21 protein-coding genes are annotated in these 24,593 nt (G+C 62.0%); 10 read left to right on the top strand and 11 right to left on the bottom strand.

Annotated elements, in window-relative coordinates:
* Positions 1-76: 76 nt before the first annotated feature.
* Both tnpB and tnpA read right to left on the bottom strand, forming a co-directional pair.
* Positions 77-433 (bottom strand): IS66 family insertion sequence element accessory protein TnpB, encoded by a 357-nt coding sequence (gene tnpB, locus AC0WRY_RS24705; protein WP_028141379.1) that lies wholly within the window; start codon positions 431-433, stop codon positions 77-79.
* Positions 430-861 (bottom strand): IS66-like element accessory protein TnpA, encoded by a 432-nt coding sequence (gene tnpA / locus AC0WRY_RS24710; protein ID WP_049824163.1) that lies wholly within the window; start codon positions 859-861, stop codon positions 430-432. The genes tnpB and tnpA overlap by 4 nt, the downstream gene beginning before the upstream one ends.
* A 571-nt stretch (positions 862-1,432) precedes the next feature.
* On the opposite strand from tnpA, the gene AC0WRY_RS24715 reads away from it, so the two are divergent.
* Together AC0WRY_RS24715 and AC0WRY_RS24720 are read left to right on the top strand one after the other, a co-directional pair.
* Positions 1,433-2,581, top strand: coding sequence for a DegT/DnrJ/EryC1/StrS family aminotransferase (locus AC0WRY_RS24715; protein ID WP_491121438.1), 1,149 nt, complete (start codon positions 1,433-1,435; stop codon positions 2,579-2,581).
* Positions 2,582-2,821: 240 nt separating this feature from the next.
* Positions 2,822-3,298 (top strand): arsenate reductase/protein-tyrosine-phosphatase family protein, encoded by a 477-nt coding sequence (locus AC0WRY_RS24720; RefSeq protein ID WP_491121440.1) that lies wholly within the window; start codon positions 2,822-2,824, stop codon positions 3,296-3,298.
* A gap of 318 nt (positions 3,299-3,616) precedes the next feature.
* Here the strand turns inward: AC0WRY_RS24720 and AC0WRY_RS24725 are convergent, their stop codons facing one another.
* Positions 3,617-6,028 carry an FG-GAP-like repeat-containing protein gene (locus AC0WRY_RS24725; RefSeq protein WP_491121442.1) on the bottom strand — a complete coding sequence of 804 codons (2,412 nt, stop codon included), beginning with the start codon at positions 6,026-6,028 and terminating at the stop codon, positions 3,617-3,619.
* Positions 6,029-6,224: 196 nt separating this feature from the next.
* Here AC0WRY_RS24725 and AC0WRY_RS24730 point away from each other — a divergent pair, with 196 nt between their 5' ends.
* From AC0WRY_RS24730 to AC0WRY_RS24740, 3 genes are all read left to right on the top strand, one after another.
* Positions 6,225-6,527, top strand: a complete 303-nt coding sequence (locus AC0WRY_RS24730; RefSeq protein WP_491121444.1) for a hypothetical protein — start codon at positions 6,225-6,227, stop codon at positions 6,525-6,527.
* 119 nt (positions 6,528-6,646) lie between these two features.
* Positions 6,647-7,840, top strand: a complete 1,194-nt coding sequence (locus AC0WRY_RS24735) for a CaiB/BaiF CoA transferase family protein (protein ID WP_491121446.1) — start codon at positions 6,647-6,649, stop codon at positions 7,838-7,840.
* Between the two features lie 165 nt (positions 7,841-8,005).
* Positions 8,006-8,491 carry a hypothetical protein gene (locus tag AC0WRY_RS24740; RefSeq protein ID WP_491121448.1) on the top strand — a complete coding sequence of 162 codons (486 nt, stop codon included), beginning with the start codon at positions 8,006-8,008 and terminating at the stop codon, positions 8,489-8,491.
* Positions 8,492-9,314: 823 nt separating this feature from the next.
* On the opposite strand, the gene AC0WRY_RS24745 is transcribed toward AC0WRY_RS24740, so the two are convergent.
* The 4 genes from AC0WRY_RS24745 to AC0WRY_RS24760 all read right to left on the bottom strand — a co-directional run bounded on the left by AC0WRY_RS24745 (position 9,315) and on the right by AC0WRY_RS24760 (position 13,560).
* Positions 9,315-10,184, bottom strand: coding sequence for an outer membrane protein (locus AC0WRY_RS24745; protein WP_491121450.1), 870 nt, complete (start codon positions 10,182-10,184; stop codon positions 9,315-9,317).
* Between the two features lie 151 nt (positions 10,185-10,335).
* On the bottom strand, positions 10,336-11,862 hold the full coding sequence (locus tag AC0WRY_RS24750) for a tripartite tricarboxylate transporter permease (protein WP_491121452.1): 1,527 nt from the start codon (positions 11,860-11,862) through the stop codon (positions 10,336-10,338).
* A 12-nt stretch (positions 11,863-11,874) separates the two neighbouring features.
* A complete protein-coding gene (locus AC0WRY_RS24755; RefSeq protein ID WP_491121454.1) occupies positions 11,875-12,417 on the bottom strand; it encodes a tripartite tricarboxylate transporter TctB family protein in 543 nt (180 codons plus the stop codon).
* A 168-nt stretch (positions 12,418-12,585) separates the two neighbouring features.
* A complete protein-coding gene (locus tag AC0WRY_RS24760) occupies positions 12,586-13,560 on the bottom strand; it encodes a Bug family tripartite tricarboxylate transporter substrate binding protein (protein WP_194403420.1) in 975 nt (324 codons plus the stop codon).
* A 317-nt stretch (positions 13,561-13,877) separates the two neighbouring features.
* Here AC0WRY_RS24760 and AC0WRY_RS24765 point away from each other — a divergent pair, with 317 nt between their 5' ends.
* A complete protein-coding gene (locus tag AC0WRY_RS24765) occupies positions 13,878-14,231 on the top strand; it encodes a hypothetical protein (RefSeq protein ID WP_194403421.1) in 354 nt (117 codons plus the stop codon).
* A 254-nt stretch (positions 14,232-14,485) separates the two neighbouring features.
* Positions 14,486-14,905: a hypothetical protein gene (locus AC0WRY_RS24770; RefSeq protein ID WP_194403422.1), complete on the top strand. Its 420-nt coding sequence runs from the start codon at positions 14,486-14,488 to the stop codon at positions 14,903-14,905.
* Positions 14,906-15,367: 462 nt separating this feature from the next.
* On the opposite strand, the gene AC0WRY_RS24775 is transcribed toward AC0WRY_RS24770, so the two are convergent.
* From AC0WRY_RS24775 to AC0WRY_RS24790, 4 genes are all read right to left on the bottom strand, one after another.
* Positions 15,368-16,165 carry an enoyl-CoA hydratase/isomerase family protein gene (locus AC0WRY_RS24775; protein WP_491121457.1) on the bottom strand — a complete coding sequence of 266 codons (798 nt, stop codon included), beginning with the start codon at positions 16,163-16,165 and terminating at the stop codon, positions 15,368-15,370.
* A 24-nt stretch (positions 16,166-16,189) separates the two neighbouring features.
* Positions 16,190-17,389, bottom strand: coding sequence for a pyridoxal-phosphate-dependent aminotransferase family protein (locus tag AC0WRY_RS24780; RefSeq protein ID WP_194403424.1), 1,200 nt, complete (start codon positions 17,387-17,389; stop codon positions 16,190-16,192).
* Between the two features lie 240 nt (positions 17,390-17,629).
* The gene (locus AC0WRY_RS24785) at positions 17,630-18,913 is read right to left on the bottom strand and encodes an MFS transporter (protein ID WP_491121459.1); all 1,284 of its coding nucleotides are present in this window, start codon (positions 18,911-18,913) and stop codon (positions 17,630-17,632) included.
* A gap of 53 nt (positions 18,914-18,966) precedes the next feature.
* Positions 18,967-20,169, bottom strand: a complete 1,203-nt coding sequence (locus AC0WRY_RS24790) for a pyridoxal-phosphate-dependent aminotransferase family protein (protein WP_491121461.1) — start codon at positions 20,167-20,169, stop codon at positions 18,967-18,969.
* 133 nt (positions 20,170-20,302) lie between these two features.
* Between AC0WRY_RS24790 and AC0WRY_RS24795 the strand changes: the two genes are divergently transcribed.
* From AC0WRY_RS24795 to AC0WRY_RS24805, 3 genes are all read left to right on the top strand, one after another.
* A complete protein-coding gene (locus tag AC0WRY_RS24795) occupies positions 20,303-21,052 on the top strand; it encodes a GntR family transcriptional regulator (RefSeq protein WP_491121463.1) in 750 nt (249 codons plus the stop codon).
* A 103-nt stretch (positions 21,053-21,155) separates the two neighbouring features.
* Entirely contained in the window at positions 21,156-24,131 is a 2,976-nt protein-coding gene (locus AC0WRY_RS24800; protein WP_491121465.1) for an FAD-binding and (Fe-S)-binding domain-containing protein, read from the top strand.
* On the top strand, positions 24,124-24,552 hold the full coding sequence (locus AC0WRY_RS24805; RefSeq protein ID WP_491121467.1) for a GlcG/HbpS family heme-binding protein: 429 nt from the start codon (positions 24,124-24,126) through the stop codon (positions 24,550-24,552). The genes AC0WRY_RS24800 and AC0WRY_RS24805 overlap by 8 nt, the downstream gene beginning before the upstream one ends.
* The last annotated feature ends 41 nt before the right edge of the window (positions 24,553-24,593 follow it).

The following is a 24,593-nucleotide window of genomic DNA, read 5'->3' on the forward strand; positions in this document are numbered from 1 at the left end:
AAATCAGAGCATATTCGTGCCCGCCTGACGACGCGCTCGATGCCCCTGATTCACTTCGCCGCAGCGCGACCCACAATTATCCGGCTTGCGTCGGGACGATCGTCTCCCGTGCCGCGTGGACACGCCGCCAATCAAGCCCTTCGAGCAGCGCCGACAATTCCGCCGCCGACAAACGCATCACGCCATCCTCGATCTTCGGCCAGCGGAAGACGCCTTCCTCGAGCCGCTTGGCGAACAGGCACAAACCGGTACCATCCCAGAAGATTAGCTTGATCCGATCCGCGCGCTTGGCACGGAACACATAGACCCCACCCGAGAACGGATCGGCCTGCATGTGCTCGCGCACCAACATAGCAAGCCCCTCCATTCCCTTGCGGAAGTCGACCGGCTTGGTTGCCACCATCACCCGAACAGTTCCGGACGGGCCGATCACCGGCTTGCCTTCAGCGCATGGACGATGGCCGCAATCATCGCCACATCCGCGCCTCGGCCCACCCGGATAGTGACACCTTCGGCTTCGATCTCGATGCCTCCGGCATCTGGCTTGGCCTTGCGTCGCGCTGTCTTGCGCTCATGGCCAACAGCCGCGACTGGGGTCATGGCGTCTACCACCGCCGGTACAAACGGCGGATCGTCAGGCATCGGCGTCGGCAACCGACGTGCTTGCCGGCGCCAGGTGAACACTTGTTGTGGGCTCAGCCCGTGTCGCCGGGCAATCTCGGAAACGACCGCGCCTGGTACCAGCGTCTCCTCGACGATCCGGGCCTTGTCGTCCTTGGAGAACCAACGACGGCGTCCCGTCTCCGTGATCACTTCCAGCCGGCGCGCCGTCACGTCCGACTTAAGCGTATGGTCAAGCATAGACACAAGCCGATCCCTTCAAAGAGATCGTGAAACTCGCTTATCCCATGTGCCGCGAGAAGGTGGGAGCGAAACGACGCTTACTTTCAGTCCCAATGGATGGCTGCAACATTGGACGGCGTCATCAAGAGGACGGGACCTGTCTTCGACGCCAAACAAATGCTGCGGTGGTCGATCTCGCGGAAGCTGCGCCCGCAAGTGTATGGCAAGTTGCAAACGCAATGCTGGTGGCTAATTGCAGTCTATCATCTAAAGGTGGGTAAGTGGCTTGATCTCCAGTCGAAGGGCGTAAGTGGCTACGGCGGTCGAGCAGGGGCACCCGGTTCCCTGTCCCGCCTAGCCTCACAATCCCGTAACTCTTTGAATCTAAATGTGTTTGGATTAGTTGCTCCTCCATGCGCCACTTTGACGACGTACTACGAGAACGCACGCCCCGAATCTTTGTAGGAATGAGCCAGTCGATTTTCGGGGTTCTTATGCGATCTGGTGCTTGGAAGCTGCTTCGAGTTTCATTATGCCATCGGCACAAGCGACCCGCGCCGCAGTGTCGGCTGATTGTTCGAGGGATTGAATGAACCAGTATACACCAGCTCAGGCTATTCCGTTTATTGACGTTCTCGAACAGCGCCATCGCCTCGGCAAACGCATCGATGACGCGATTGCGCGCGTATTGACGCATTGCCAGTTTATCAACGGACCGGAAGTCGCTCGTCTCGAGGCCGATCTTGCAGCCTTCACCGGAGCCAGGCATGTAGTGGCTTGCGCCAGCGGAACGGACGCACTTTTGATGGTACTGCTGGCAAAAAAAGTTGCCCGAGGCGATGCCGTGATCTGTCCGACATTTACGTTCTGCGCAACCGGGGAAGTCGTGGCGCTGCTCGGTGCAACACCGATCTTCGTCGATGTTGATGAAACCACATTCAATATTGACATTGCTTCGTTGAAGAGCGGCATCGCCGTCGCGAAGAAGCAGGGTCTCAAGCCCAAGGCAATCATTCCCGTGGACTTGTTCGGCCAGCCTGCCGACCATGATGCAATTGCGGAAATTGCCACCGCAGAAGGCATGTTTATTCTCGATGACGCCGCTCAAAGCTTTGGCGCGACCTACAAGGGACGGCCACTGGGCACTTTTGGTCTAGCGACGGCGACGAGTTTCTTCCCGGCCAAGCCGCTGGGGTGTTACGGCGACGGTGGCGCGATTTTCACCGACGACGACGATCTGGCGAACACGTTGCGGAGCGTGCGCGTGCACGGCCAGGGCTCGGACAAATACGATAACGTGCGGCTGGGACTGACGGGCCGTATCGATACCATACAGGCAGCGATCCTGATCGAGAAGCTCAAGATATTCCCGGACGAGATTGTGTCACGCAACGCCATTGCCAAGCGATATAACGAGCGGCTTGGAAACGTCGCGATCGTGCCGCAGGTTGCGCCAGACGGCACGTCAGTCTGGGCACAATACACGCTGCGTCTGCCGAATGGCGGCCGCGAAGCGTTTGCCGCGACACTGAAGGCACAGGGCATTCCGACCACGATCTACTATCCGAGATCGCTGCACCAGCAAACGGCTTACCGGAATTTTCCCGTGGCGTCGGGCGGACTTCAGGTCAGCGAGAAGCTCTCGAACGAAGTCATCAGCTTGCCGATGCACGCGTATCTGGATGAGTCGACCCAAGACCGAATCATCAAGGCTGTGCGTGCTGCGCTCCCGAACTGATTCGTCACTTGCGCGCGAGGCGGATCGTGTCGAAGAAGGATGCTCGGACACGTTCACCGTCTTCGGATACACGGGGCTGACGGGCCTTGCTCGCGGCGATCCTTGGCGCCGGACGGTCGCCGATACATTCTTCGTGGCGCGGCGGCTGGCAATCACTCCGATCTTCGAGCTGACGCAGCGTTCCCCTATCTGGTTCAAATCACGTGATTGCGAAGCCTATCAGGTTTTTAGGGTGTACCGATGAAGCGATACGTCCTCTTTTTATGTACGGGCAACTACTATCGAAGCCGCTTTGCGGAAGAGCTGTTCAACCACCGCGCCAAACTCGGCGGCTCGGACTGGGTCGCCGTGTCGCGTGGCTTGGCACTTGAACGAGGCTCCTTGAATGTCGGTGCCATGTCTTCGCATGCATGCGACGCGCTCAGGCACCGCGGCATCGTCCCTTTGGGTGGGAACCGCCTGCCGAAAGCATGTAGGGTCGCCGACCTCAACTGCGCGGATCTGGTTGTCGCAATGGATGAGACCGAGCATCGCGAACTACTTTACGTAAGGTTTTCGGGTTGGGAGCTCCGCGTTACTTACTGGAAGATCCACGATGTGGATATCACCGACCCAGCGGATGCCCTCGCATCTATCGATCTGGAAATTGAGCGCCTTATCAATCGACTCCACGGTGGATTTGCCTCATTCACGTCGGCTGTGGTACCTTCAAAGTGACATCGGCATCGCTGGAGCCGCGCTGCATTCTTGCAATCTTCATGGCAGTATCGCCGCGCTCGCAAGGGCGATTGATATACCTTATTTCAGAAGTAGCTGCGCTGCCCGGCCATCGGTTACCAATCTGCGCTGCGGTCTCCGGGATGCTATGGGCCCACGCTCCGTGGCGAAACCGGTTGACGATGGAAGCACAAAAGCCAGCACGGTTCCATTGGAGCGGCCCTTCTAGATATCGCAGCACGACCTAAGCAGGGGCGCTGCCAAACACAAACCTTACTGACTGCCCCCGTCGCTTGCGTCTCAACGTTTGAAACATGATCATTTGAGAAAAAAACCGTCGCTCGCTGCATGATGATAGTCGTTATTGTCACTGGAGTAGCGATCCATCGAATCAAGTCGGCCATCTGAATTGATAGCTATTATGGCCTGTGGACCATCATGGGCGACTTGGATCGAGCCCTTGTATGAAGCTGACAGCGCGGCAAGTTCAGCGGACGGAACATAATCGAGAGACGGAGTTCCCCAATTTACCCAAGGGGCGAAGCTCGAGCCCGTGGAAATTGCCGCATATGGGGTACCATTGTAAATTTGAACTAGATCGGCTTTTCCATCGCCATTCACGTCTGCGAATCTATCGCTAAAGGTGGCGCCACTGGCCCAGTCTTTCCAAGGGCCGAACTTCACGCCGTCTGAGACCGCTACCACCTCCCGGCCGTTATAGAACTGTACTAAGTCAGCCTTACCATCGCCGTTGACATCGACAAGCTTGTCAGCAGAGGTTGCCCCGCTGGCCCAGTCATGCCAAGAACCGAATTTTGTGCCATCCGATAGCGCGATTACCTCTCGCCCGGCGTAAAACTGCACGACGTCTGCCTTACCGTCACCATTGACGTCGGCAAATTTGTCAAATTCGGTCGCCCCGCTAACCCAACTCCCCCAAGAGGCAAACTTCGTGCCGTCCGATAGCGCGACAGACTCTTTACCATTGTAGAACTGCAAAAGATCCGCTTTTCCATCGCCGTTGACGTCAACAAATTTGTCCGCCGCGGTTGCGCCGCTAGTCCACCCCTGCCAAGAGCCAAATCTGCCGCCATCTGACAACGCGACGACCTCACGGCCACCATAGAACTGCACGAGGTCCATCTTACCGTCCCCGTTAACGTCCACTAACTTATCCGCCGCAGTCGCCCCTGTGGCCCAGTCCGTCCAGGGACCGAACTTGCTACCGTCAGACAAAGCAACAACTTCTCGGCCATTGTAGAATTGTATGAGGTCGGCCTTTCCGTCTCCGTTGACGTCAGTCCAGATGTCCGACGGTGTAAGGCCAATTCCCCATGAACTTTCGGCTGAAAAAGCCAACCCTGTCGATAGTGCTGTGAAGCCAGTTTGGCCAACAAGGTGAAGAAGGTCGGCTTTATTGTCGCCGTTAAAGTCGGAAAGAAATGTGTTACCCGGGTCGAATGAAGCTACATGAGGGGAAACGGCGCCGTCAGCGAACAGAAAATTCTCCAAACCCTTCACCGTATCGGTTCCGTCAGGTGAACCGGAACGCTGGTCGACTATAGTGAAGGTCTGCGTCGTTGAATTGTAGGAGATGGCGTAATTGGCCTCGTTGCCCGAATAGACTGCCGTGTCGGTGCCCGAGCCGCCATCGATGGTGTCGTTGCCCGCCCCGCCGGTGATCGTGTCATTTCCGCCGCCGCCCTTCAGTACGTTGGCAACGGCGTTGCCTAGGATCGTGTCGTTGCCCGACCCTCCGGTGGCGTTGTCGATGTACGAGCGGGCGTCGCCGTTGTAGAGATAGGCGTTGTAGACGTTCCCCGCCGCGTAATGGCCATCGCCCAGATTGGCCAGTTGTACGGAGGAGAATACCGACGAGGCGCCGGGATTGAGATTGATGCTCAGGTTCGTCGTGTAGTTCGACAGGTCGTAGGTATCGACGCCGCCGCCATCCCATACCGTCTCGTAGATGCGGTTGGCCGAGCCGCCGACGCCGCCGCCCGGCGCGAGTTGCCCGACACCGTTGATGAACTCCTGCCCGGTGGTCGGATTCCAAGTGTAGACCGTGGCGCCGCTCTGAGTATTGAAGTTCGCGCCGTACATCGTCTGCAGCGCGAGGATATCATTGGCCATATAGGTCTGCGAATATCCGTACGCTTCGTTGGTGTAGCCGGACGTGGTCGAAGCGCCGACATAGCTGCGATAGCTCATAATGGTGTATTCGCTGTCGTCATGCGCGCTCGGCACCGCGACGTTCGCGGGGCCGCCGGTCTCCTGGCTGTGCTTGAGGCCAACGGCATGGCCGAGCTCGTGCAGCGCCGTGGTGAAGTAATAGTTGCCGAGTTTGGCCTGCGAGTAATTGTACTGGGTCCCAAACCAGATATCGCCACCGGACGCATAGTTGCCGGGATAGTAAGCGTAGGAGGTCGGGTTGGCCGCCGGCGACTGCGCGATCATGATGTCGGCGCCGTTCGTGCCCGCGTACTGGATATTGGCGTTGGTGTAGCCGTTGATCAAGCCGATCGCGTAGGTGATCCCCGCCTGCATCTGTGTCGGCGCCGAAGCGAAGCCTGACGTGGTCGGCTCGCTGTCGCCGCCCGTGTACGAGCTGGCATAGTCGCTAGACGAATCCGGGAAGCTATAGGTGATCGTGCCCGACCATTTGTAACCCGACAGCAAGCCGTCGATATCGGCATTGTTGGTCTTGCTAACTGTGACCGCGGTAGCCAATGGGCGAACTCCGAATCAGCGAGCCCCGTCCTATTCGAGGCGTTAACAGATGATTGTAGCTAGAGAGCTGAACGTTTGGTTTAAATGGGGCAAGACCATCAAGGGTCTAGCCATAATGCGCCGTTTGCCTTCAATTCCGTAGTCATACGGGATGCGAGTAAAGGGTTTCGTTGCCGGAACAAATTTGGAGAGTCTCATGAAACCAGGCTCACTCCTGGCCGGCCTGTCTGGCGCCCTGATCGCGCTTTCCGGACTGCCCCATCAACCCTTCGGAGAACTGCCTGTCATGGTGGAGAAGGCCAAGGCGGACGACAGCGGCAAGGCGGCGCGCGCGCCCTCCATGCCGATGGCCCGCGATCCTGCCGTTGCGGTAGCAGAGGAATACGAAGCCGCCCGCCGGAAGGGAACGCGGGAGGCCCTCGAGCTCTTCATTGCACGCCACAGTGATGATCCCCTGGCCGAGCAGGCGCGAGCCGAATTGAAGCGCCTGTCGCGCTGATCGGGCAGGCACCGCATCAGGCATGGCATTTCGGCAGGCGCGATCGGCGTCGGGCCGGCTTGCCGCGTGACCTTTCGGCACTATGGTAGGCCCCGCAATCTGTCCCGGAGCCTTTCACGATGCCCTTTCCGCATGCCTCGGAAGCCCTGTCGCGCTTCACCGTGCTCGATCTGACCCGCGTCCGCTCCGGGCCGACCTGCGTGCGGCAACTGGCGGACTGGGGGGCGAATGTCGTCAAGATCGACGCGCTGACCGAGGACGCCGGTGGCGAGCAGCCGGGCGGCCCCCGGCGAGGTTCCGACTTTCAGAATTTGCATCGCAACAAGCGGGCCATGTCGCTGAACCTGAAGGACGAGCGCGGGCTCGCCGTGTTCAAGCGCCTCGCCGCCAAGGCCGATGTCGTGGTCGAGAATTTCCGGCCCGACGTGAAGAAGAAGCTCGGCATCGATTACGAGAGTCTCGCCGCAATCAACCCACGCATCGTCTATGGCAGCATCTCCGGCTTCGGCCAGGATGGCCCCTATCACAAGCGGCCCGGCTTCGATCAGATCGCGCAAGGCATGGGGGGCCTGATGTCGATCACGGGGGCGCCGGGCGAAGGCCCGATGCGGGTCGGCATTCCCGTCGCCGACCTGACAGCCGGCCTGTTCTGCGCCATAGGCATCCTCACCGCGCTGCTCGAGCGAGAGGTGTCGGGCAAGGGCCAGTGGGTGCAGACGTCACTGCTTCAGGCACAGATCTTCATGCTCGACTTCCAGGCCGCGCGCTGGCTGATGGAGAAGGAGGTCGCCAAGCAGGCCGGCAACAACCATCCGACCAGCATCCCGACCGGCGTTTTCAGGACTTCGGACGGCTATATCAACATCGCCACCACCGGTGGGCGGATCTGGGAGCGCTGCGCGCAGGCGATCGGCGCGCCGGAGCTCTATGCCCATCCCGACTATGCGACGGCCCCTGCCCGTTCCAAGAACCGCGACGCGCTCAACGCCGAGATAGAGAAGCGCACCGTGACGAAGTCGACCGACACCTGGGTCCGTGAGCTCAACGAGGCCGGCGTGCCCTGCGGGCCGATCTATGCCATCGACCAGATGTTCGAGGACGCCCAGGTCAAGCATCTCGGCATCGCCCAGGACGTGCCGAACGAGGAGGGCCGCCATATCTGTCTGGTCGGCCAGCCCGTGACGCTGTCACGCACGCCGAGCAAAATGGTGGCGCGGCCGCCGGAATTCGGCGAGCAGACCGATGAAGTGCTGAAAGAGTTCGGCTTCGGCGCCGACGAGATCGGCGAGTTACGAGACGCCAAGGTGGTCTGAGCTCAAGACGTCTTACAAAGTTCCCAAATTGGCGCCCATCCATTCCATGACGTAGAACGATGTCTCGTGGTCAGACTGCGGCCACCTCAGAGACCTTGATATGGTCAGAGTAATCACTGCATTGTTCCTCCGTGCCAATCACCTCTGCTACAGTTCGGTATTCCGATGATTTTGAGTACGCATGCAATCGTCGGTGGAGCCATTGCCAGTTTGCTCCCAATGCATCCCGTAGCGGCTGCGCTCGCGGGCTTCGCAAGCCATTTTGCAATTGATGCGATCCCGCACTGGGACTATCCGCTTCGCTCAATAAGCCTTGGCAGAGGCGCCAGCAATCGCCGCCTGTCCTTCAGCAGCGCGACGCTGACGGATTTTTCAATCATCGGCTTTGATGCGTCTAGTGGACTCGGCCTTGCGCTTTGGATGTTTGCAACCGATGGATCATTTTGGGCAATTGCGATCGGCGCCTTCACCGCGATGCTGCCAGACGCGTTGCAATTCGTTCACACCCTTTACCCGCGTGGCTTACTTCACGCACTCCAACGCTTTCATTGGTGGATACACTCTCAGCGTGCGTTGACGGGATTATTTGGCGTGGGTTCGCAACTCGCATTTGCCGGAACGATTGCTGCACTTGCGAGAAGCTTCCATTGAATGCGGGGTCCCTCAGTCCTAAGCAAACAGCTTTTCATTGGTTGAGAGGCATACATAACAGCCGCCTTAGTCCGCCGACCCTTGGGGCAACTCTTGGGGAATGGCCGAGCCGACGGACTTTCGGGCGGAACTGGGAAGTTGCGCCGCCCAATGCTATTAAACCAAGGTCATATGTCAAACAGCGATATTTTCGGTGAAGAAGCGACAACTAGATCGGGATAGTTTCTGGTGCATCCCAAGAGCTGATCACAAGAGCAAACGTCGGAATAGCGGCAGAAATTGACCGCCTGCTGGCATCCCGATAGCCTCGCCCAAATGCTACTTTCCAGTCGGAACAACGGCAGCATGGACTGTCAAAATATTTCGTATACGGCCTGCCCGGTGTGTCGGTCCGTCTACCGACGTTCCATACGAGCCTATGGAACGGCAGAGACAGGGTACTTCCGATGCAACAAGTGCAGCGAGATCATCGCGCAGTGGCATACGCGCTATGTACCAGTCTACACCAAATGTGACCAAGCAACCGCGCCGTCGACGGTGTCCCTCCGGCCTGCTCGCAACACAAAGCTCGAGTTTGCCGAGATCATAGCTGGCGAGATATGGGAACCGAGACACGAGAGGTACGCCAAAGCCCGGTTGAACACTCTCCGCTAAGGACCACGCGCTGACAGCGCGACCGAAGTGGCGCGCGTCAGCGGCGCTGGAAATGATCGCAAACCCTGGGGCGCTCAGGGCCCACAGCAAGTCATTAGCTTGCCCTTGGTCAGAGGCGACAATGCCCGACCGGATTGCCGGGCATTAATGACAGTTCGCGCTGGCCGGCTCAGTATCTCGCAACGACGGGCGTTGGCGTGAACGCATAGTTGAAGCCGGCACGCAGCACGTGATCGTGGAAGCTGACATCCGCCTGGTTGGCGGTTCCCACGAAGTAAGTCTTGCTGCCGAAATCCATGTAGAGGTATTCGAGTTTGGCCGACCAATTCCGGGTGAACTTGCGTTCGACACCTGCGCCAACGGTCCAGCCCAGTCGCGTATCAGTGCTACTCACCCCCGGCCCGATCGGAAAGTTGAACGCACCGAGTGGAGTTGTGCCACCAAGACCCGGTCCGAAGACCTGGATACCAAGGGTGGTCGCGGACGAATATTTGAACTCGCCGATAGCGAGACCGCCGGTCACATACCAGAGCGTCTGCGGATCCGATAAGCCGCCGACGCGCCCGCGGAACGTTGCGAACCACTGCAAGTCGTAAGAGAGATTCCCGTTCAATGTTGCAATTGAATTGAAATCCGTACCGCCGGGGATGCCGACGATGTTCGAACCGTAACGCGCGCTCGTCGTCGTTACCGTCCGTGACGACCGCTCGCCTGTTGCCTGAATGTCGCCCTCGAGGCCGACGACCCATTTCGGATCGACCTGCCAGTTGTACCCCAGTTGACCGCCGGCCAGCCAACCATCGACGTTCTGGCCAAACGCACCGAATTGCGTGGCCGGGAATGGCAGTGCGATCGGCGCGATAGTTGTGTCCGCGCGGCCCCAGCTGTATCCGGCGTTCAATCCGGCATAGAAGCCTGTCCAGCTCCAGACCGGATCGACGACCGGCGGCGCTTTCACATACGGCTTAGCCGCCAGATCGGCAGCCATCGCGTTCGTCGCGAGCAGCGAGAGCGCCGCTGTCACCACAATCAGCTTCATGAATTCCCCCTGCGACAAAAATAAAAATTTGGCCGCAGCGTAACCCCGAATGTAAAGCCGGGCTGTCGCAGGGCGGCAACATCTGGAAACAATCACAAGGCGTCAGCGCCCGGACTACAGCGACACGATAAACATAAGACGCTGATTTCATTCAATTTTTTATTGTGCCGCGGTTGTGCGCCACCCCAGTCCAACCGAGACGGCCGAGCAAACCGTCGATCACGGGCCAGAACAGCAGCACGATCGCCAGGGTCGTGATCGAGCCGACCAGGCCGTTCGACCAGAACACCTTCAGCGTCCCGCCGGAGCCGATCATCGACAGGCGGAAGGCATCCTCGGCGCGGTTGCCGAGCACGAGCGCGAGGGTGAACGGCGCCAGGGGAATGCCGATCTTCTTGAAGACGTAGCCGACGATACCGAAGCCGAGCATCAGCCAGATGTCGAACATCGCGTTCTGGATCGCGTAGGCGCCGATCGCGCAGGACACCACGATCATCGGCGCCACGGCGGCGAACGGCACGCGCAGGATCGAGGCGAAGATCGGCACCGTCGTCAGCACCAGCACGAGGCCGACGACGTTGCCGAGATACATCGAGGCGATCAGGCCCCAGACGAAGTCCTTGTGCTCGACGAACAGCAGCGGCCCCGGGTTGAGCCCCCACACCATCAGCCCGCCGAGCAGGATCGCCGCGGTGCCCGAGCCTGGAATGCCGAGCGCCAGCATCGGCAACAGCGCGGAGGTCCCGGAGGCATGCGCCGCCGTCTCCGGCGCGAACACGCCCTCGATGCGGCCCTTGCCGAAGCTCTCGGGATCCTTGGCGAAACGTTTTGCCAAATTGTAGCCCATGAAGGAGGCCGCGATCGCGCCGCCCGGGGTGATGCCGAGCCAGCAGCCGATGAAGGAGGAGCGCAGCAGCGTCACCCAGTATTTCGGCAGGTCCTTCCAGACGCTGAGCACGACGCGCAGCGAAATGCTCGCCGCATGCCCGCGCAGCGCCAGCCGCTCCTCCATCGTCAGCAGGATCTCGCTGATGCCGAACAGGCCGATGACGGCGACCAGGAAGTTGATGCCGCGAAGCAGCTCCGGCGAGCCGAAGGTCATGCGCAGATTGCCCGACACGGTATCCATGCCGATGCCGGCGAGCAGCAGCCCCAGCGACATCGAGATGACCGTCTTGTGCTTGGCCTCGCGTCCCAATCCGACAAAGGAGCAGAAGGTGAGCAGATACACCGCGAAGAACTCGGGCGGGCCGAATTTCAACGCGAAGGACGAGATCATCGGCGCAAGGAAGGTGATCAGCAGCACCGCGACCAGCGAGCCGATGAAGGAGGAGGTGAACGCCGCGGTCAGCGCCTCCGCCGCCCTGCCCTGCTGCGCCATCGGATAGCCGTCGAACGTGGTCGCGACGGACCAGGCTTCGCCGGGAATGTTGAACAGGATCGAGGTGATCGCACCGCCGAACAGCGCGCCCCAATAGATGCAGGACAGCATCACGATCGCCGAGGTCGGATCCATCGTGAAGGTGAGCGGCAACAGGATCGCGACGCCGTTGGGGCCGCCGAGGCCCGGCAGGACGCCGACGAAGATGCCGAGCACCAGCCCGACCATCATCAGCAGGACCGTCTTCCACGTCAGCAGGACGGCAAAACCGTGAAGCAGGAGACCAAAAGCTTCCATCGCGAATTCCGCCTAGCGGCCGAGGGCCGCTTCGAGCGGCCCTTTCGGCATGATGACGTCGAAGGCGATGTCGAAGGTGACGAACATGATCGCCGTGAAGAAGAAGGCTGTGAGCAGCGACTTCCACAGCGCGATCTTGCCGACGAAGCGCATGAAGCCCGCGATCAGGAGGAAGCTCGCGACATAGAGGCCAAGGAACTGCGTCAGCAGGCAGAACAGCAGCGTCGGCACGAACACCGCCAGCACGCGGCGGCCTTGCGCGCGCGTGACGAAACTTCCGGACGAGGCACGCCGCGCCAGCAGCGCGACGACGAGGCCATAGAGGCTGCCGCCCCCGAGGATGACCGAGAGATAGAACGGGAAATAGCCGGGCTCGGGCCCGGTCGCATCCCAGGACGCGCCGGTGCGCCAATTGTCGGTGCCGAGCGTGACGGCCAGCGCGAGCAGCAGGAGACAGACGACGATCTCGACCGTGCCGGAGGACACGACCGAGGGCGAGTCGTCTTCAGGCGCGGTCGGATCGTCGACGACGATTTCTAGATCGGTTTGGGACATGAGCTCTGGTGCACGTCTGGGAATTGTTAACCTCTCCCCATTCTTACGGGGAGAGGTCGGCGCGAAGCGCCGGGTGAGGGGCTCTCTCCACGGCTAGACTCCTGGAGAGAACCCCTCACCCCGTGCCCTCTCCCCGTAAGAACGGGAAGAGGGAGAAGAGAGAGCCAGCTACTTCGCGACGAACCCGGCTTCGGTCATCAGCGACTTGTTCTGCGCGTCATCCTCCTCGAGGAACTGCACCATGTCCTTGCCGGTGAGGAAGATCGGCTTCAGCGCCTGCTTCTCCATGTATTCCTTGTACTCCGCGGTCTGCGTCACCTTGTGGAAGAGATCGACGTAGAACGCCTGCTGCTCGGCCGTGACCTTGCCGGGCAGGAACATCGCGCGCAGCATCAGATATTGCACGTCGACGCCCTCCTCCTTGCAGGTCGGGATGTCGGCCCAGGACTGGGTCTCGGTCACCTTGGTGGTGTAGGAGATGCGCTCCTTGTCGAACACGCAGAGCGGACGCACCTGGCCCGCGCGCCAGACTTCGAGATTTTCGGATGGGTTGTTGACGTTGGCCTCGGTGTGGTTACCGACCAGCTGGGTCGCGGCCTCGCCGCCGGACTTGTAGGGCAGATAGGAGAACTTCGCGCCGGTCTTCTGCTCGAGGAACACGGTCAGCACGTGGTCCTCGCGCTTGGAGCCGGTGCCGCCCATCTTGAACGGCGCGCTCGCGGCCTTCGCCGCCGCGACGAACTCCTTCACCGTCTTGGGCCCCGCGCTGTTGTCCCACAGCACGAACTGGTCGAGCGCGACCACCGAAACCGGGGTCAGCTCACGCCAGTTGAACGGGATCTTCGCCGACAGCGGCAGCATGTAGATCAGCGAATAGGCGATCAGCACCTTGTTCGGATCGCCCTCGCTGGACTTCATGTACATCAGCGCTTCCGCACCCGAGGCGCCGCCCTTGAGCGAGACGACGACCGGCTGCTTCATCAGATTGTTCTTCTGGATCGCGGCTTGCATCATCCGCGCCATCTGGTCCGAGGCGCCGCCCGCGCCGGCCGCCACCACGATCTCGACCGGCTTTGCCGGCTCCCAGCCGGCAAAGGCCGGCGTGCCGCACAGCGCGGCCGTCAGTGCCAGCGCGGCCTTCATTCCATGTCCCACGAGCGTGCTCCCCAAGTTCTTGCCTATGTTCTTGTTCGGATTGGAAATTCTGAAGATGAATTCAGAGCCATTGTGCGGGCGAATACGATTGAGTTCAAGCCGTCCGACGTCATCCCCTTTATGACTTTGGAATGAGACCAGGCCGCGGAACGAGACAAAGTTGCATAGTCAGGTTAGAAGCCACGGGCCTGGTGAGCCCGGAGAGCAAGACCAGGGGCCTTGATCGGATTCAGAAATGCCCCAGTCCCAGGCGCTTCGGTAAGTCGGCTTCATGATGAGTCGGAGAAGTTGAGAGTTGCGAATTGATGCCGCGCCTGCTCTACATCAACGAAAAATTTGGCCATGACGCGACGATCATCCTCGAGAGCGGCGACGCCTGTTGGGTCTCCGTCGGCAAGAGGGGCGTCTTGGTGCGTTCGCACGGGCACAGCTTTTGGGGCGGCCTATTGGGAAGCCTGTTCGGCCCGAAGCTTTATCAGGAACGGAATATCTACCAGGCCCTGAATGTTGCCCAAGCTCTCGCGGCGAAGTTTCGGCCGGTTCCACAAATTAAGTGCAAGGACATGATGCTGAGAGCATTCTGCACGGCGGCCTGGCAGTGCTCTTCACCCGAGTTGGTTAAAGCTGTATTGAATGATCCGGCGTTGCTTGCGGCGTAACTTGCTGCGCTTGCCGGACTCATTTTGCTTCCATTTCGCCTTGCTATTTTCTGAGTCAACCATATTCCTGAAATATGAATACGCGTAAAAAAGTCATTTTGGACCACGTCCACGAGCGGCGGAGAACGCGTTGGAAGGTGCAATGGGGAGTTCCTGCCCGAGCTGCTGGGGGAACTGCAAGGGCAGCCGCGCTATCAGGTGACGAGCGACGGGAGATTGCGCGGAAGGCCGCCGAGGCCCGTTGGGCGAGACATTTGCCACAGGCAACTCATCAAGGCGTCCTTCGATCTGGGGACATCGAAATCGAAGTTGCTATCCTTGAAGACGGACAGCGTGTGATTACTCAAAGCGGCTTCATGGTGGGTCTTGGTCGCATTCGTCCGCCTAAAGGACGTCGATATTACAAGAGCGGCGCCAGTCTTCCTGCTTTTTTGACAGTGCAGAATCTAGTCCCCTTTATTGGCGAAGATCTTGTTACGGCAGCCCATCAGATCGAGTTCCGCACAAAATCGGGCGTCAAGGCGTTCGGGTACACGCCACAATTCCTCTCAGAGGTCTGTAGTATCTTTGCGCGCGCCCAACATGCTGGAGTCCTGAAGGCCGATCAGCACAAGATTGCCAACCGCGCCCAAACTATCGCCGAGCAGCTGGAACACTCATCCACTTGCGTCTGATAGATGAAGCGACAAGTTACCAAGAATGTCGCGAGACACAGACGCGGCGCAATCCTTATCGGTGTGAGGAATGAATATTAGGCTCCTCCACGTGTTCGTTTAGCGATATCAAGCTAGGAGCCGGCTTATCAGCGCCGAGCCAGAGGATGATTGGGCGAGCTGGAAAGGCGAGGTATTCGCTGCGGTTTAGGGACTACGCATGAGCTTCCTTCAGGGTGCCCTGCTTGTCTTAATGCTGATCGGCGCTGGTCCAACCGTGTTCGCCAAGGGCGTGCCGGAGGATCCAAAACCTCAATCGCAATGCCTTGTGAATGCCTCTGAATTGCCCCCGGGAACGCCAAAGGTCATGTGCCCAACTCGCAGCTCGCCGGGAAGCTTTTGCGCCTGCCCCAGATTCACGAAGGACGGCAAGGCAGACGGATACTTCGTTGGGACGGCAAGATAGCCACCCGTCCGGTCGGGCTACTTGCCCTTCCAGACGGGTGCGCGCTTGTTGAGGAAGGCGTCCATGCCCTCGCGGAAATCGTCGCTCATATAGGCCTTGAGGATCAGGTCCTCGCCCTCTTCGCGCGACAGCGTGCGGCGGATGCGGCGCACGGCTTCCTTGGTCGCTTCCAGCGTGAGCGGGGCATGGCTCGCCACGAGCTTCGCGGTCTCGTCGGCGCGGCGCTGCAGGGTCTCGACATCAGGGACGATCTCGTTGAGCAGGCCGAGCGACAGGGCCTCCTGCGCCTCGACCAGGCGCGCCTTGAAAATCAGATCCTTGGTGCGGGCAGGCCCGACCAGCGCGACGACACGGCTGATGTTCGACATCGACAGGCAGTTGCCGAGCGTGCGCGCGATCGGAAAGCCCATCCGCGTCGTCTCGGTGCCCATGCGCAAGTCGCAGCAGGCTGCGATCCCGGCGCCGCCGCCGGTGCAGGCCCCGGCGATGGCCGCAATCACGGGCACGCGACACTGCTCGAGCGTGCCGAGCACGCGGTCGATGCGCGCCTCGTAGTCGAGTGCGTCCTGTGCGGTCTTGAACGCACGGAACTGGGAAATGTCGGTGCCGGAGGCGAACGCCTTGTCGCCGGCCCCGGTCAGGATCAGCGCCTTGATCGAACGGTCGGCGTTGATCTCAAGGCAGATCTCCGCCATGCGGTCATACATGGCGAAGGTCATGGCGTTGCGCGCCTGGGGGCGGTTGAAGGTGATCCGCGCGATGCCGTCCGTGACGGAGTAGAGCAGGTCTTCGTTCGTCGTCGTCGGTGCGTTCATCGCGCGCTCACTTTCAAGGTTAGTTCAGGCCACCTGAGCCTTGGTCATCGGGACCACGTCGCGTCCCTTCAGGACGTCCATGGCCGCCAGCACGCCGCCGCTCCGGTGCGGAATTTTTGCAAGATCGAGGCCCATCTCGACACCGGCGAGCGTCCCCATCAGCATCAGATCGTTGAAATGGCCGATATGGCCGATGCGGAACACCTTGCCCTTGACCTTGTTCAGGCCGGTGCCGAGCGACATGTCGAAGGCTTCCAGCACGACCTTGCGGAACGCGTCGGCGTCGTGTCCATCCGGCACGCGCACGCCGGTCAGCGCCGGCGAGTGCGCAGCGGGATCGGAGCACTGCGTCTCCAGGCCCCAGACCTTGACCGCGGCGCGCGTGGCGGCGCTGTGGCGCTTGTGGCGGGACCAGACATTCTCCAACCCCTCCTCTTCCAGCATCTTGACCGCTTCGCGCAGGCCGTAGAGCAGGTTGGTCGCGGGCGTGTAGGGGAAGGTGCCGAGCTTGTTGAAGGTGATGACTTCCTGCCAGTCCCAGTAGGAGCGCATGCCGGGATTGGCCTTGGCGACGGCGAGCGCCTTTTCCGAGACGGCGTTGAAACCGAGGCCCGGCGGCAACATCAGGCCCTTCTGCGAGCCGGCGACCGAGACGTCGATGCCCCAGGCATCGTGTTCGTATTCCATCGAACCGAGGCCGGAGATGGTGTCGACCATCAGCAGCGCCGGATGCTTGACGCGGTCGAGCAGCTTGCGCACCTCCAGCGGCGGCGTCACGCAGCCGGTCGAGGTCTCGTTGTGGACGACGCAGACCGCCTTGATCGCATGCTGCTTGTCGGCGGTCAGGCGCTTTTCGATCTCGGCGAGGTCGGCGCCATGGCGCCAGTCACTCGGGATGAAATCGACGTCGAGCTTGAACTTGTCGGCAATGCCGCGCCACAGCACGGCGAACTGGCCGGTCTCGCACATCAAGAGCTTGTCGCCGGGCGAGAACACATTGACCATCGCCGCTTCCCAGGCGCCGGTGCCGGACGAGGGGAAGATGATCACGGGCTGCTTGGTCCGGAACACGCGCTGCATCGCGGCAAGGACGGCGAAACCGAGCTCAGCGAACTCCGGACCGCGATGGTCCAGCGTCGGCATGTCCATCGCCCGCAATACCCGGTCGGGCACATTGGTCGGTCCTGGAATCTGTAGGAAATGCCTTCCAGTATGCACGGTCATCGGCGTCCTTCCCGGTTGTGCCTTGATCTTGATGGCCGCCGAATAGCACCATTTGACCGGCTTGTCCCCTCTCCTAAAGACCCCTTCCATGCATAAGCGATGGACCTCCGCCGCCCCCGTCGCAGGGCGTATGACATCACGGATTTTGGACACCGAAGCCTGCTACTCCCGTCGTGGCCGGGCTTGTCCCGGCCATTTGCCCGGGACAAGCCCGGGCATGAATGAAAGTCGTAAAGCGCCCTACTCCGCGGCCACCATCTTATTGGACGGCCCCCTCCCCGCGGCCTCCGCAAACGGGCGCTCCGGATGCATCAGGAAAGCGGAGAAGCCCCCGAGCAGCAGCAAGCCCATCGACATCAGGAACGGCAGATACCAGTTGCCCGTCACGTCGATCACGAAACCGGCGACCAGCGGCGACACGATGGCGGCGAAGGCCGAGCCGGTGTTCATGATTCCCGAGGCGGTCCCGGAATATTTCGGGGCGATGTCCATCGGGATCGACCACATCGGGCCGATCACCAGCTCGGCGCAGAAAAAGCCGGCTGACAGGCACAGCGCCACCACGGTGATGTCGTGGACGTACAGGATCGGCAGCAGCGACAAGAGCGCGCCCGTAAATCCCGCAACCGTGACGCTCAATCGCGCCAAGCGGACATTGCCGGTGCGCTCGAGGATCTTGTCCGAGAGCACGCCGCCGACGCTGTCGCCGACCACGCCGGCGAAGAAGACGCCCGAGGCGAACAGCGCCGAGTTCTTGATGTCGAGATTGTAGTTGTTCTTGAAGAACAGCGGCAGCCAGTTCAGGTACAGCCACAGGCACCAGCCGTAGCAGAAATAGGTCAGCGTCACCGGCCACATGCGGCCAAAGAGCGGTCCCCAGGGTACGCGCGGCCGTTCGCCGGTCGGGCGCGGCGGCAGCGCCGCGAGCTCCGCCTCGGTGATCGAGGCATGCTCCTTCGGCTCGTTGCGGAAGTACCAGACCCAGATGACGCCCCAGACGAGGCTGACGAGGCCGAGCACCACGAAGGCGCCGCGCCAGGTCAGCCACACGATCAGCAGCGCCACCACCGGCGGCGTCACCGCATTGCCGAGCCGGGCGAAGGAATGCGTGAGCCCTTGCGCAAAGCCGCGGCGGCTCGCCGGCGTCCAGTATTGCATCGCGCGCGTCGCGGTCGGGAAGGTCGCGCCCTCGCCGAAGCCGAGCGCGAAGCGGGCAATGAACAGCGCGACGAGGCCGTGCACGAAGCCGGTCATGATAGTGGCGACCGCCCAGACCATGCCGCACCAGAACAGCGTCTTGCGCGGCCCGAAACGATCGCCGACCCAGCCGCCGATCACCTGGAACAGCAGATAGGGATAGGCAAAGGCGGAGAAGACGAGGCCGAGCTGCGTGTTCGAGAGGCCGAGCTCCTTCTGGATCTCGCTCGCGGCGGTGCCGATGTTGACCCGGTCGACATAGGTGATGAAGTACATCGCGCAGAGCATCGCCAGCACGACATGCGTGGCCTTGAACCGAACTCCCATCTCGCCCTCCCTGATCGCTTTTTTGTGATTTCCAGCCGCGCGTCCGGCGCGGCCTAAGTGCCCACCACTTTCAGATGAGGCGATGCATTGCCCTGCGGGCGCTGCTCCAGAAGCTTCATCGCGACATCGACACCGCCGGAGCGATGCGGCACGCCCGCGACCGACAGGCCCATCTCGATGCCGGTGAGCGCGCCGAGCAGCGTCAGCGCGTTGCATTCGCCGAGATGGCCTATGCGGAAGACTTTTCCGGCCACCTTCGACAGGCCGGAGCCGAGCGACATGTTGTAATTGTCGAGCACCACCTTCCGGAACTGGTCGGCGTCGTGGCCGGGCGGCATCAGCACGGCGGTGAGCACCGGCGAGAATTCCGACGGCTCCTGGCAGAGCACCTCGAGGCCCCAATGATTGACGGTAGCGCGGGTCGCGGCGGCAAGCCGCTGATGCCGCGCAAACACGTTGTCGAGACCCTCCTCGAGCAGCATCGCGATCGCCTCGCGCAGGCCGTAGAGCAGATTGGTTGCGGGCGTGTAGGGGAAGAAGCCTTTTGCGTTGGGCTTGAGCATCTCCTCCCAGTCGAAATAGGAGCGCGGCATCTTGTTGCTCTTCGCCGCAGCAAGCGCCTTCTGCGAGATCGCATTGAAGCCGAGGCCGGGCGGCAGCATGAAACCCTTCTGCGAGCAGCTGACGCTGACATCGACCTTCCACTCGTCGTGGCGGTAGTCGACCGAGCCGAGCGAGGAGATGGTGTCGACCATCAAGAGCGCCGGATGGCCTGTGCGGTCGATCGCGGCACGGATGTCGGCGATGCGGCTGGTCGCGCCGGTCGAGGTCTCGTTGTGCACGACCATGACGGCCTTGATCGCCTGCGCAGTGTCCTCGGTGAGCCTTGCCTCGATCAATGCGGGATCGGCGCCGCGGCGCCAGTCGCCGGGGACGAAGTCGACCTCGATGCCGAAGCGACCCGCCATCTGGCGCCACAGCGTCGCGAAATGGCCGGTCTCGACCATCAGCACCTTGTCGCCCGGCGACAGCGTGTTGACGATCGCGGCCTCCCAGGCGCCGGTGCCCGAGGAGGGGAAGATCACGACCGGCCCTTTGGTCTGGAAGATCTTCTGGCTGCCTTCGAGGACCGTGCGGCCGAGCTCGCCGAACTCCGCGCTGCGGTGGTCGATGACCGGCATGTCCATGGCGCGCAGGACGCGCTCCGGGACCGGGCTCGGGCCCGGAATCTGAAGGAAATGGCGTCCCTGATGCATGAAAATCTCCCTGGCGGCGGATCTTGGCCGGCTCTGGAGACTATTTTGCATTCATTTTTTGTCTTTTCAATCGAAATTTGGTATTCGATTGTGGACGTCGACGCGACCAAACGAGCAAACTATTGTGCTGCAAATGAAATCCACGATTCCCGACACCGGGGTTCCGATCGCCCCACCCGCCGCAAACGGCGGTGACCGCCAGGAAAACCGTCCCGAGGCCTCGCTCCATGGCGAGATCCTGCTGCGGCTGCGCGACTACGTGGTCGAGGGCAATATCCCGGAAGGAGCCCGCGTTCCCGAGCGGCAACTCTGCGAGATGCTCGGCATCTCCCGCACGCCGCTGCGCGAGGCACTGAAAGTGCTCGCCGCCGAGGGCCTGATCGAGCTCTTGCCGAACCGCGGCGCACGGGTGCGCCAGCTCAGCCAGCGCGACATCGAGGAGCTGTTCGACGTCATGGCAGGACTGGAGAGCCTTGCCGGACGGCTCGCCTGCGAGGCCATTACGGATGCGGAAATCGTTGCGATCGAGCAATTGCATTACGAGATGTACGGCCACTACCTGCACCGCGACATGCACGGCTATTTCCAGACCAACCAGCGCATCCACGAGAGCATCGTCGCGGCCGCGCGCAACGAGACGCTGAAGACCGCCTACACCAACTTCGCGGGGAGAATTCGCCGCGTCCGCTACTCCGCCAATTTTGCCCGCAAGCGGCAGCGCTGGGCGGAGGCGATGCGCGAGCACGAGGCCATCCTCGATGCGCTGCGCCGCCGCGCCGCCAGCGAGCTCAGCGACATCCTGTTCCAGCACCTGCGCAACAAGCGGACGGCCGCGATCGAGCATCTGACCGAGCCCCCAGAGGATGCGCCGACGGCGCCTTAAGGGTAGCCGGCTTGCTCATTTTGAATTCATAATATAATCGATCCGGTAGGATAATGAATATCTCAGCAAGGCTGAGCCTCGCTGGATCAGTCCGGGATCAGGTATGACAAACGCCTCCTCGCTCGAACGGCGCCTGCGGTCGGAATTGACCGGCGACGTCCTGTTCGACCCCTTCAGCCGCGGCCGCTACGCCACAGACGCCTCGTTCTACCAGATCGTGCCTTCGGGCGTGGTGGTGCCCAGGACCATGGAGGAGGCCCTGCGGGCGCTGGCGATTGCCCGCGACGCGGGGCTGAAGGTCACCCCGCGCGGCGGCGGCACCTCGCAATGCGGCCAGACCGTCAATGACGGGCTCGTGGTCGATCTCTCAAAACACCTCAACCGCATCCTGTCGCTCGACGTCGAGGGCTGCACCTGCGTGGTGGAGCCCGGCATCGTGCTCGACGACCTCAACCGGCAACTGAAAAAGCACGGCCTGTGGTTTCCGGTCGACGTCTCCACGGCTTCCCGCGCCACCATCGGCGGCATGGCCGGCAACAATTCCTGCGGCGGCCGCTCGCTTCGCTACGGCACCATGCGCGACAACACGCTGTCGATGGAAGCCTCGCTCGCCGACGGCACGCTGAGCCGTTTTGGCGAGGTCTCGCGCGACCTCTCCGATCTCGATGCGAGCGACAGCGCACGCGCCCTGTTCCGCGACATGCTCGATCTCGGGTCCCGCGAGGCCGAAGAGATCGCGACGCGCTTTCCGAAGGTGCAGCGCCGGGTCGGCGGCTACAATCTCGATGCGCTCACGCCGCGCAACGCGCGCAACAACATGGCGCATCTCCTGGTCGGCTCCGAGGGCACCCTCGCCTTCACCACCAAGGTCGAGCTGAAGCTGTGGCCCGTGATCCGCAACAAGGCGCTCGGCGTCTGCCATTTCGGCAGTTTCTACGAGGCGATGGACGCGGCCCAGCATCTGGTCAAGCTGAAGCCGATCGCGGTCGAGCTGGTCGACCGCACCATGATCGCGCTCGGCCGCGACATCGCGATGTTCAAGCCGATCATCAACGCCGCGATCAAGGGCGATCCGGACGCCGTGCTCGTCGTGGAATTCGCCGAGGAGAACCAGGCCGACAATCTGGCGCGCCTGAAGCAGCTCGGCGAATTGATGGACGATCTCGGCTTCGGCTGGACCAACGACACGCGCAAATGGGGCGGCGTGGTCGAGATCACCGAGCCCGCGCTGCAGAGCGGCATCGCCGATTTCCGCGCTGCCGGCCTCAACGTCATGATGTCGATGAAGCAGGAGGGCAAGCCGGTCTCCTTCGTCGAGGACTGCGCGGTGCCGCTGCCGCATCTGGCCGACTACACGCAGCGCCTGAACGAGGTGTTTGCCAAGCACGGCACCAGCGGCACCATGTATGCGCACGCCTCCGAGGGTTGCCTGCATGTGCGGCCCGTGCTGAATTTGAAGCTGGAGAGGGACGTCAAGGCGATGCGCGCCATCGCCGAGGAGGCCTTCGCGCTGGTGCGCGAATACAAGGGCTCGCATTCCGGCGAGCATGGCGACGGCCTGGTGCGCTCCGAATTCCATGAGACGATGTTCGGCGAGCGCCTCGTCGCCGACTTCAGGGAAGTGAAGCAGCGCTTCGACCCCGACGGCGTGCTCAATCCCGGCAAGATCGTCGATGCGCCCAAAATGGACGACCGCTCGCTGTTCCGCTTCAAGCCGGACTATCGCGTCGGTGAGTTGAAGACAAAACTCGACTGGTCTGCCTATCCCGGCGCCGGCGGCGGTTTCCAGGGCGCGGTCGAGATGTGCAACAACAATGGCGCCTGCCGCAAGCTCGAGGGCGGCGTGATGTGTCCGTCCTACCGCGCCACGCGCAACGAGAAGGACGTCACGCGAGGTCGTGCCAACAGCTTGCGGCTCGCGATCTCCGGCCAGCTCGGGCCCGATGCGCTGTCTTCCGACGAGATGATGGAGACGCTGAAGCTCTGCGTCTCCTGCAAGGCCTGCCGCCATGAATGCCCGACCGGCGTCGACATGGCCAAGATGAAGATCGAAGTGCTCGCCGCGCGCGCGGCCTCTCACGGACTGACGCTGCGCGACCGCCTGGTGGGCTATATCCCGCGCTATGCCGGCCTCGCCTCGCGCCTCGCGCCGCTGGCGAATTTGCGCAACCGCAGCCCGCTGCTGCGAAAGCTGTTCGAACGCTTTGCCGGCATCAGCGCGCGCCGGGCACTCCCCGCCTTCCGCAGCGACGTGTTCGTGCCGCCGGCGGACGCGGTCGGGCCGGAGAACGGACGCGAGGTCGTGCTGTTCGCCGACACGTTCAATCGCATCTACGAGCGCGAGAACCTCGACGCGGCGCTGCGCGTGCTCGCGGCCGGCGGCTATCGCGTTCACATGCCGAAGTCGGCCAAGGGCAGCCGCCCGCTGTGCTGCGGCCGCACCTTCCTGTCCGCAGGGCTCGTCGATGAAGCCAGGTCCGAGCTCGACCGGCTCGTCGCCGCTTTCGCGCCCTTTGCCGCCCGCGGCGTGCCGATCGTCGGTCTCGAGCCGAGCTGCCTCTTGACGCTGCGTGACGAGCTCGCCTCGCTGCGTAGGGATGATGACGCCAAGGCGGTCGGCGCGCATGCGCTGACCTTCGAGGAATTTCTGGTGCGCGAGGCCGGGGCCGGCCGGCTGCAACTGCCGCTCGGCAGCGTCGCTGACAAGGCCGTGGTGCACGGCCATTGCCATCAAAAATCCTTCGGCGCCTTCAAACCGGTCGAACAGGTGCTGCGCCTCGTCCCCGGCCTCGAGGTCGAGACCATCGAGTCCAGCTGCTGCGGCATGGCCGGCGCCTTCGGTTATGGCGCCGACACCTATGATGCCTCGATCGAGATGGCCGAACTGTCGCTGCTGCCCGCCGTACGGCGCGCAGGCGAGAATACGCTGGTCGTCGCCGACGGCACCTCCTGCCGCCACCAGATCCACGACGGCACGGGGCGCGAGGCGCTCCACGTCGCGCGCGTGCTGGCGATGAGCCTCGAGCGCGCCGAACCCAATTCCACCTCAACCGCTGCAAAGGAACCCAGCCATGGCTGACCTCACCCTCGACACCGCCCGCAAGATCCTCGACGCCGCCCTCGCGAAGGCCGGCGAACTCAAGCTGAAGCCGCTGGTCGTCACCATCCTGGACGCGCGCGGCGTGCTCAAGCTCGCCGCGGCGCAGGACGGCACCAGCCTGATGCGTGCCGAGATCGCCCACGGCAAGGCCTACGGCGCGCTCGCCATGGGCATGGGCTCACGCGCGCTGTACCAGCGGGCGCAGGAGCAGGCCTATTTCATCGACGCCGTGAACACGATTGCCAAAGGCGCCTTGGTGCCGGTGCCCGGCGGCGTGCTGATCATGGACGGCGCGACGCTCCTTGGCGCCGTCGGCGTCTCCGGCGACACCTCCGACAATGACGAGGCCTGCGCGGTGGCGGGTATCCAGGCGGCGGGGCTGAAGGCGAACGCGGGCTGAGCTGCTGTCCCGGCTCTGCAGCGCATCGCCGAAGAGGCGCT

The sequence above is a fragment of the Bradyrhizobium sp. T-12 genome (genome assembly GCF_058314695.1).

Excerpts from the sequence above, each read along its gene's own strand:
- tnpA (WP_049824163.1), bottom strand. The coding sequence starts at position 861 with ATGCTTGACCATACGCTTAAGTCGGACGTGACGGCGCGCCGGCTGGAA.
- AC0WRY_RS24715 (WP_491121438.1), top strand. The coding sequence starts at position 1,433 with ATGAACCAGTATACACCAGCTCAGGCTATTCCGTTTATTGACGTTCTC.
- AC0WRY_RS24720 (WP_491121440.1), top strand. The coding sequence starts at position 2,822 with ATGAAGCGATACGTCCTCTTTTTATGTACGGGCAACTACTATCGAAGC.
- AC0WRY_RS24730 (WP_491121444.1), top strand. The coding sequence starts at position 6,225 with ATGAAACCAGGCTCACTCCTGGCCGGCCTGTCTGGCGCCCTGATCGCG.
- AC0WRY_RS24735 (WP_491121446.1), top strand. The coding sequence starts at position 6,647 with ATGCCCTTTCCGCATGCCTCGGAAGCCCTGTCGCGCTTCACCGTGCTC.
- AC0WRY_RS24740 (WP_491121448.1), top strand. The coding sequence starts at position 8,006 with ATGATTTTGAGTACGCATGCAATCGTCGGTGGAGCCATTGCCAGTTTG.
- AC0WRY_RS24745 (WP_491121450.1), bottom strand. The coding sequence starts at position 10,184 with ATGAAGCTGATTGTGGTGACAGCGGCGCTCTCGCTGCTCGCGACGAAC.
- AC0WRY_RS24750 (WP_491121452.1), bottom strand. The coding sequence starts at position 11,862 with ATGGAAGCTTTTGGTCTCCTGCTTCACGGTTTTGCCGTCCTGCTGACG.
- AC0WRY_RS24755 (WP_491121454.1), bottom strand. The coding sequence starts at position 12,417 with ATGTCCCAAACCGATCTAGAAATCGTCGTCGACGATCCGACCGCGCCT.
- AC0WRY_RS24760 (WP_194403420.1), bottom strand. The coding sequence starts at position 13,560 with ATGAAGGCCGCGCTGGCACTGACGGCCGCGCTGTGCGGCACGCCGGCC.
- AC0WRY_RS24765 (WP_194403421.1), top strand. The coding sequence starts at position 13,878 with ATGCCGCGCCTGCTCTACATCAACGAAAAATTTGGCCATGACGCGACG.
- AC0WRY_RS24775 (WP_491121457.1), bottom strand. The coding sequence starts at position 16,165 with ATGAACGCACCGACGACGACGAACGAAGACCTGCTCTACTCCGTCACG.
- AC0WRY_RS24780 (WP_194403424.1), bottom strand. The coding sequence starts at position 17,389 with ATGACCGTGCATACTGGAAGGCATTTCCTACAGATTCCAGGACCGACC.
- AC0WRY_RS24785 (WP_491121459.1), bottom strand. The coding sequence starts at position 18,913 with ATGGGAGTTCGGTTCAAGGCCACGCATGTCGTGCTGGCGATGCTCTGC.
- AC0WRY_RS24790 (WP_491121461.1), bottom strand. The coding sequence starts at position 20,169 with ATGCATCAGGGACGCCATTTCCTTCAGATTCCGGGCCCGAGCCCGGTC.
- AC0WRY_RS24795 (WP_491121463.1), top strand. The coding sequence starts at position 20,303 with ATGAAATCCACGATTCCCGACACCGGGGTTCCGATCGCCCCACCCGCC.
- AC0WRY_RS24800 (WP_491121465.1), top strand. The coding sequence starts at position 21,156 with ATGACAAACGCCTCCTCGCTCGAACGGCGCCTGCGGTCGGAATTGACC.
- AC0WRY_RS24805 (WP_491121467.1), top strand. The coding sequence starts at position 24,124 with ATGGCTGACCTCACCCTCGACACCGCCCGCAAGATCCTCGACGCCGCC.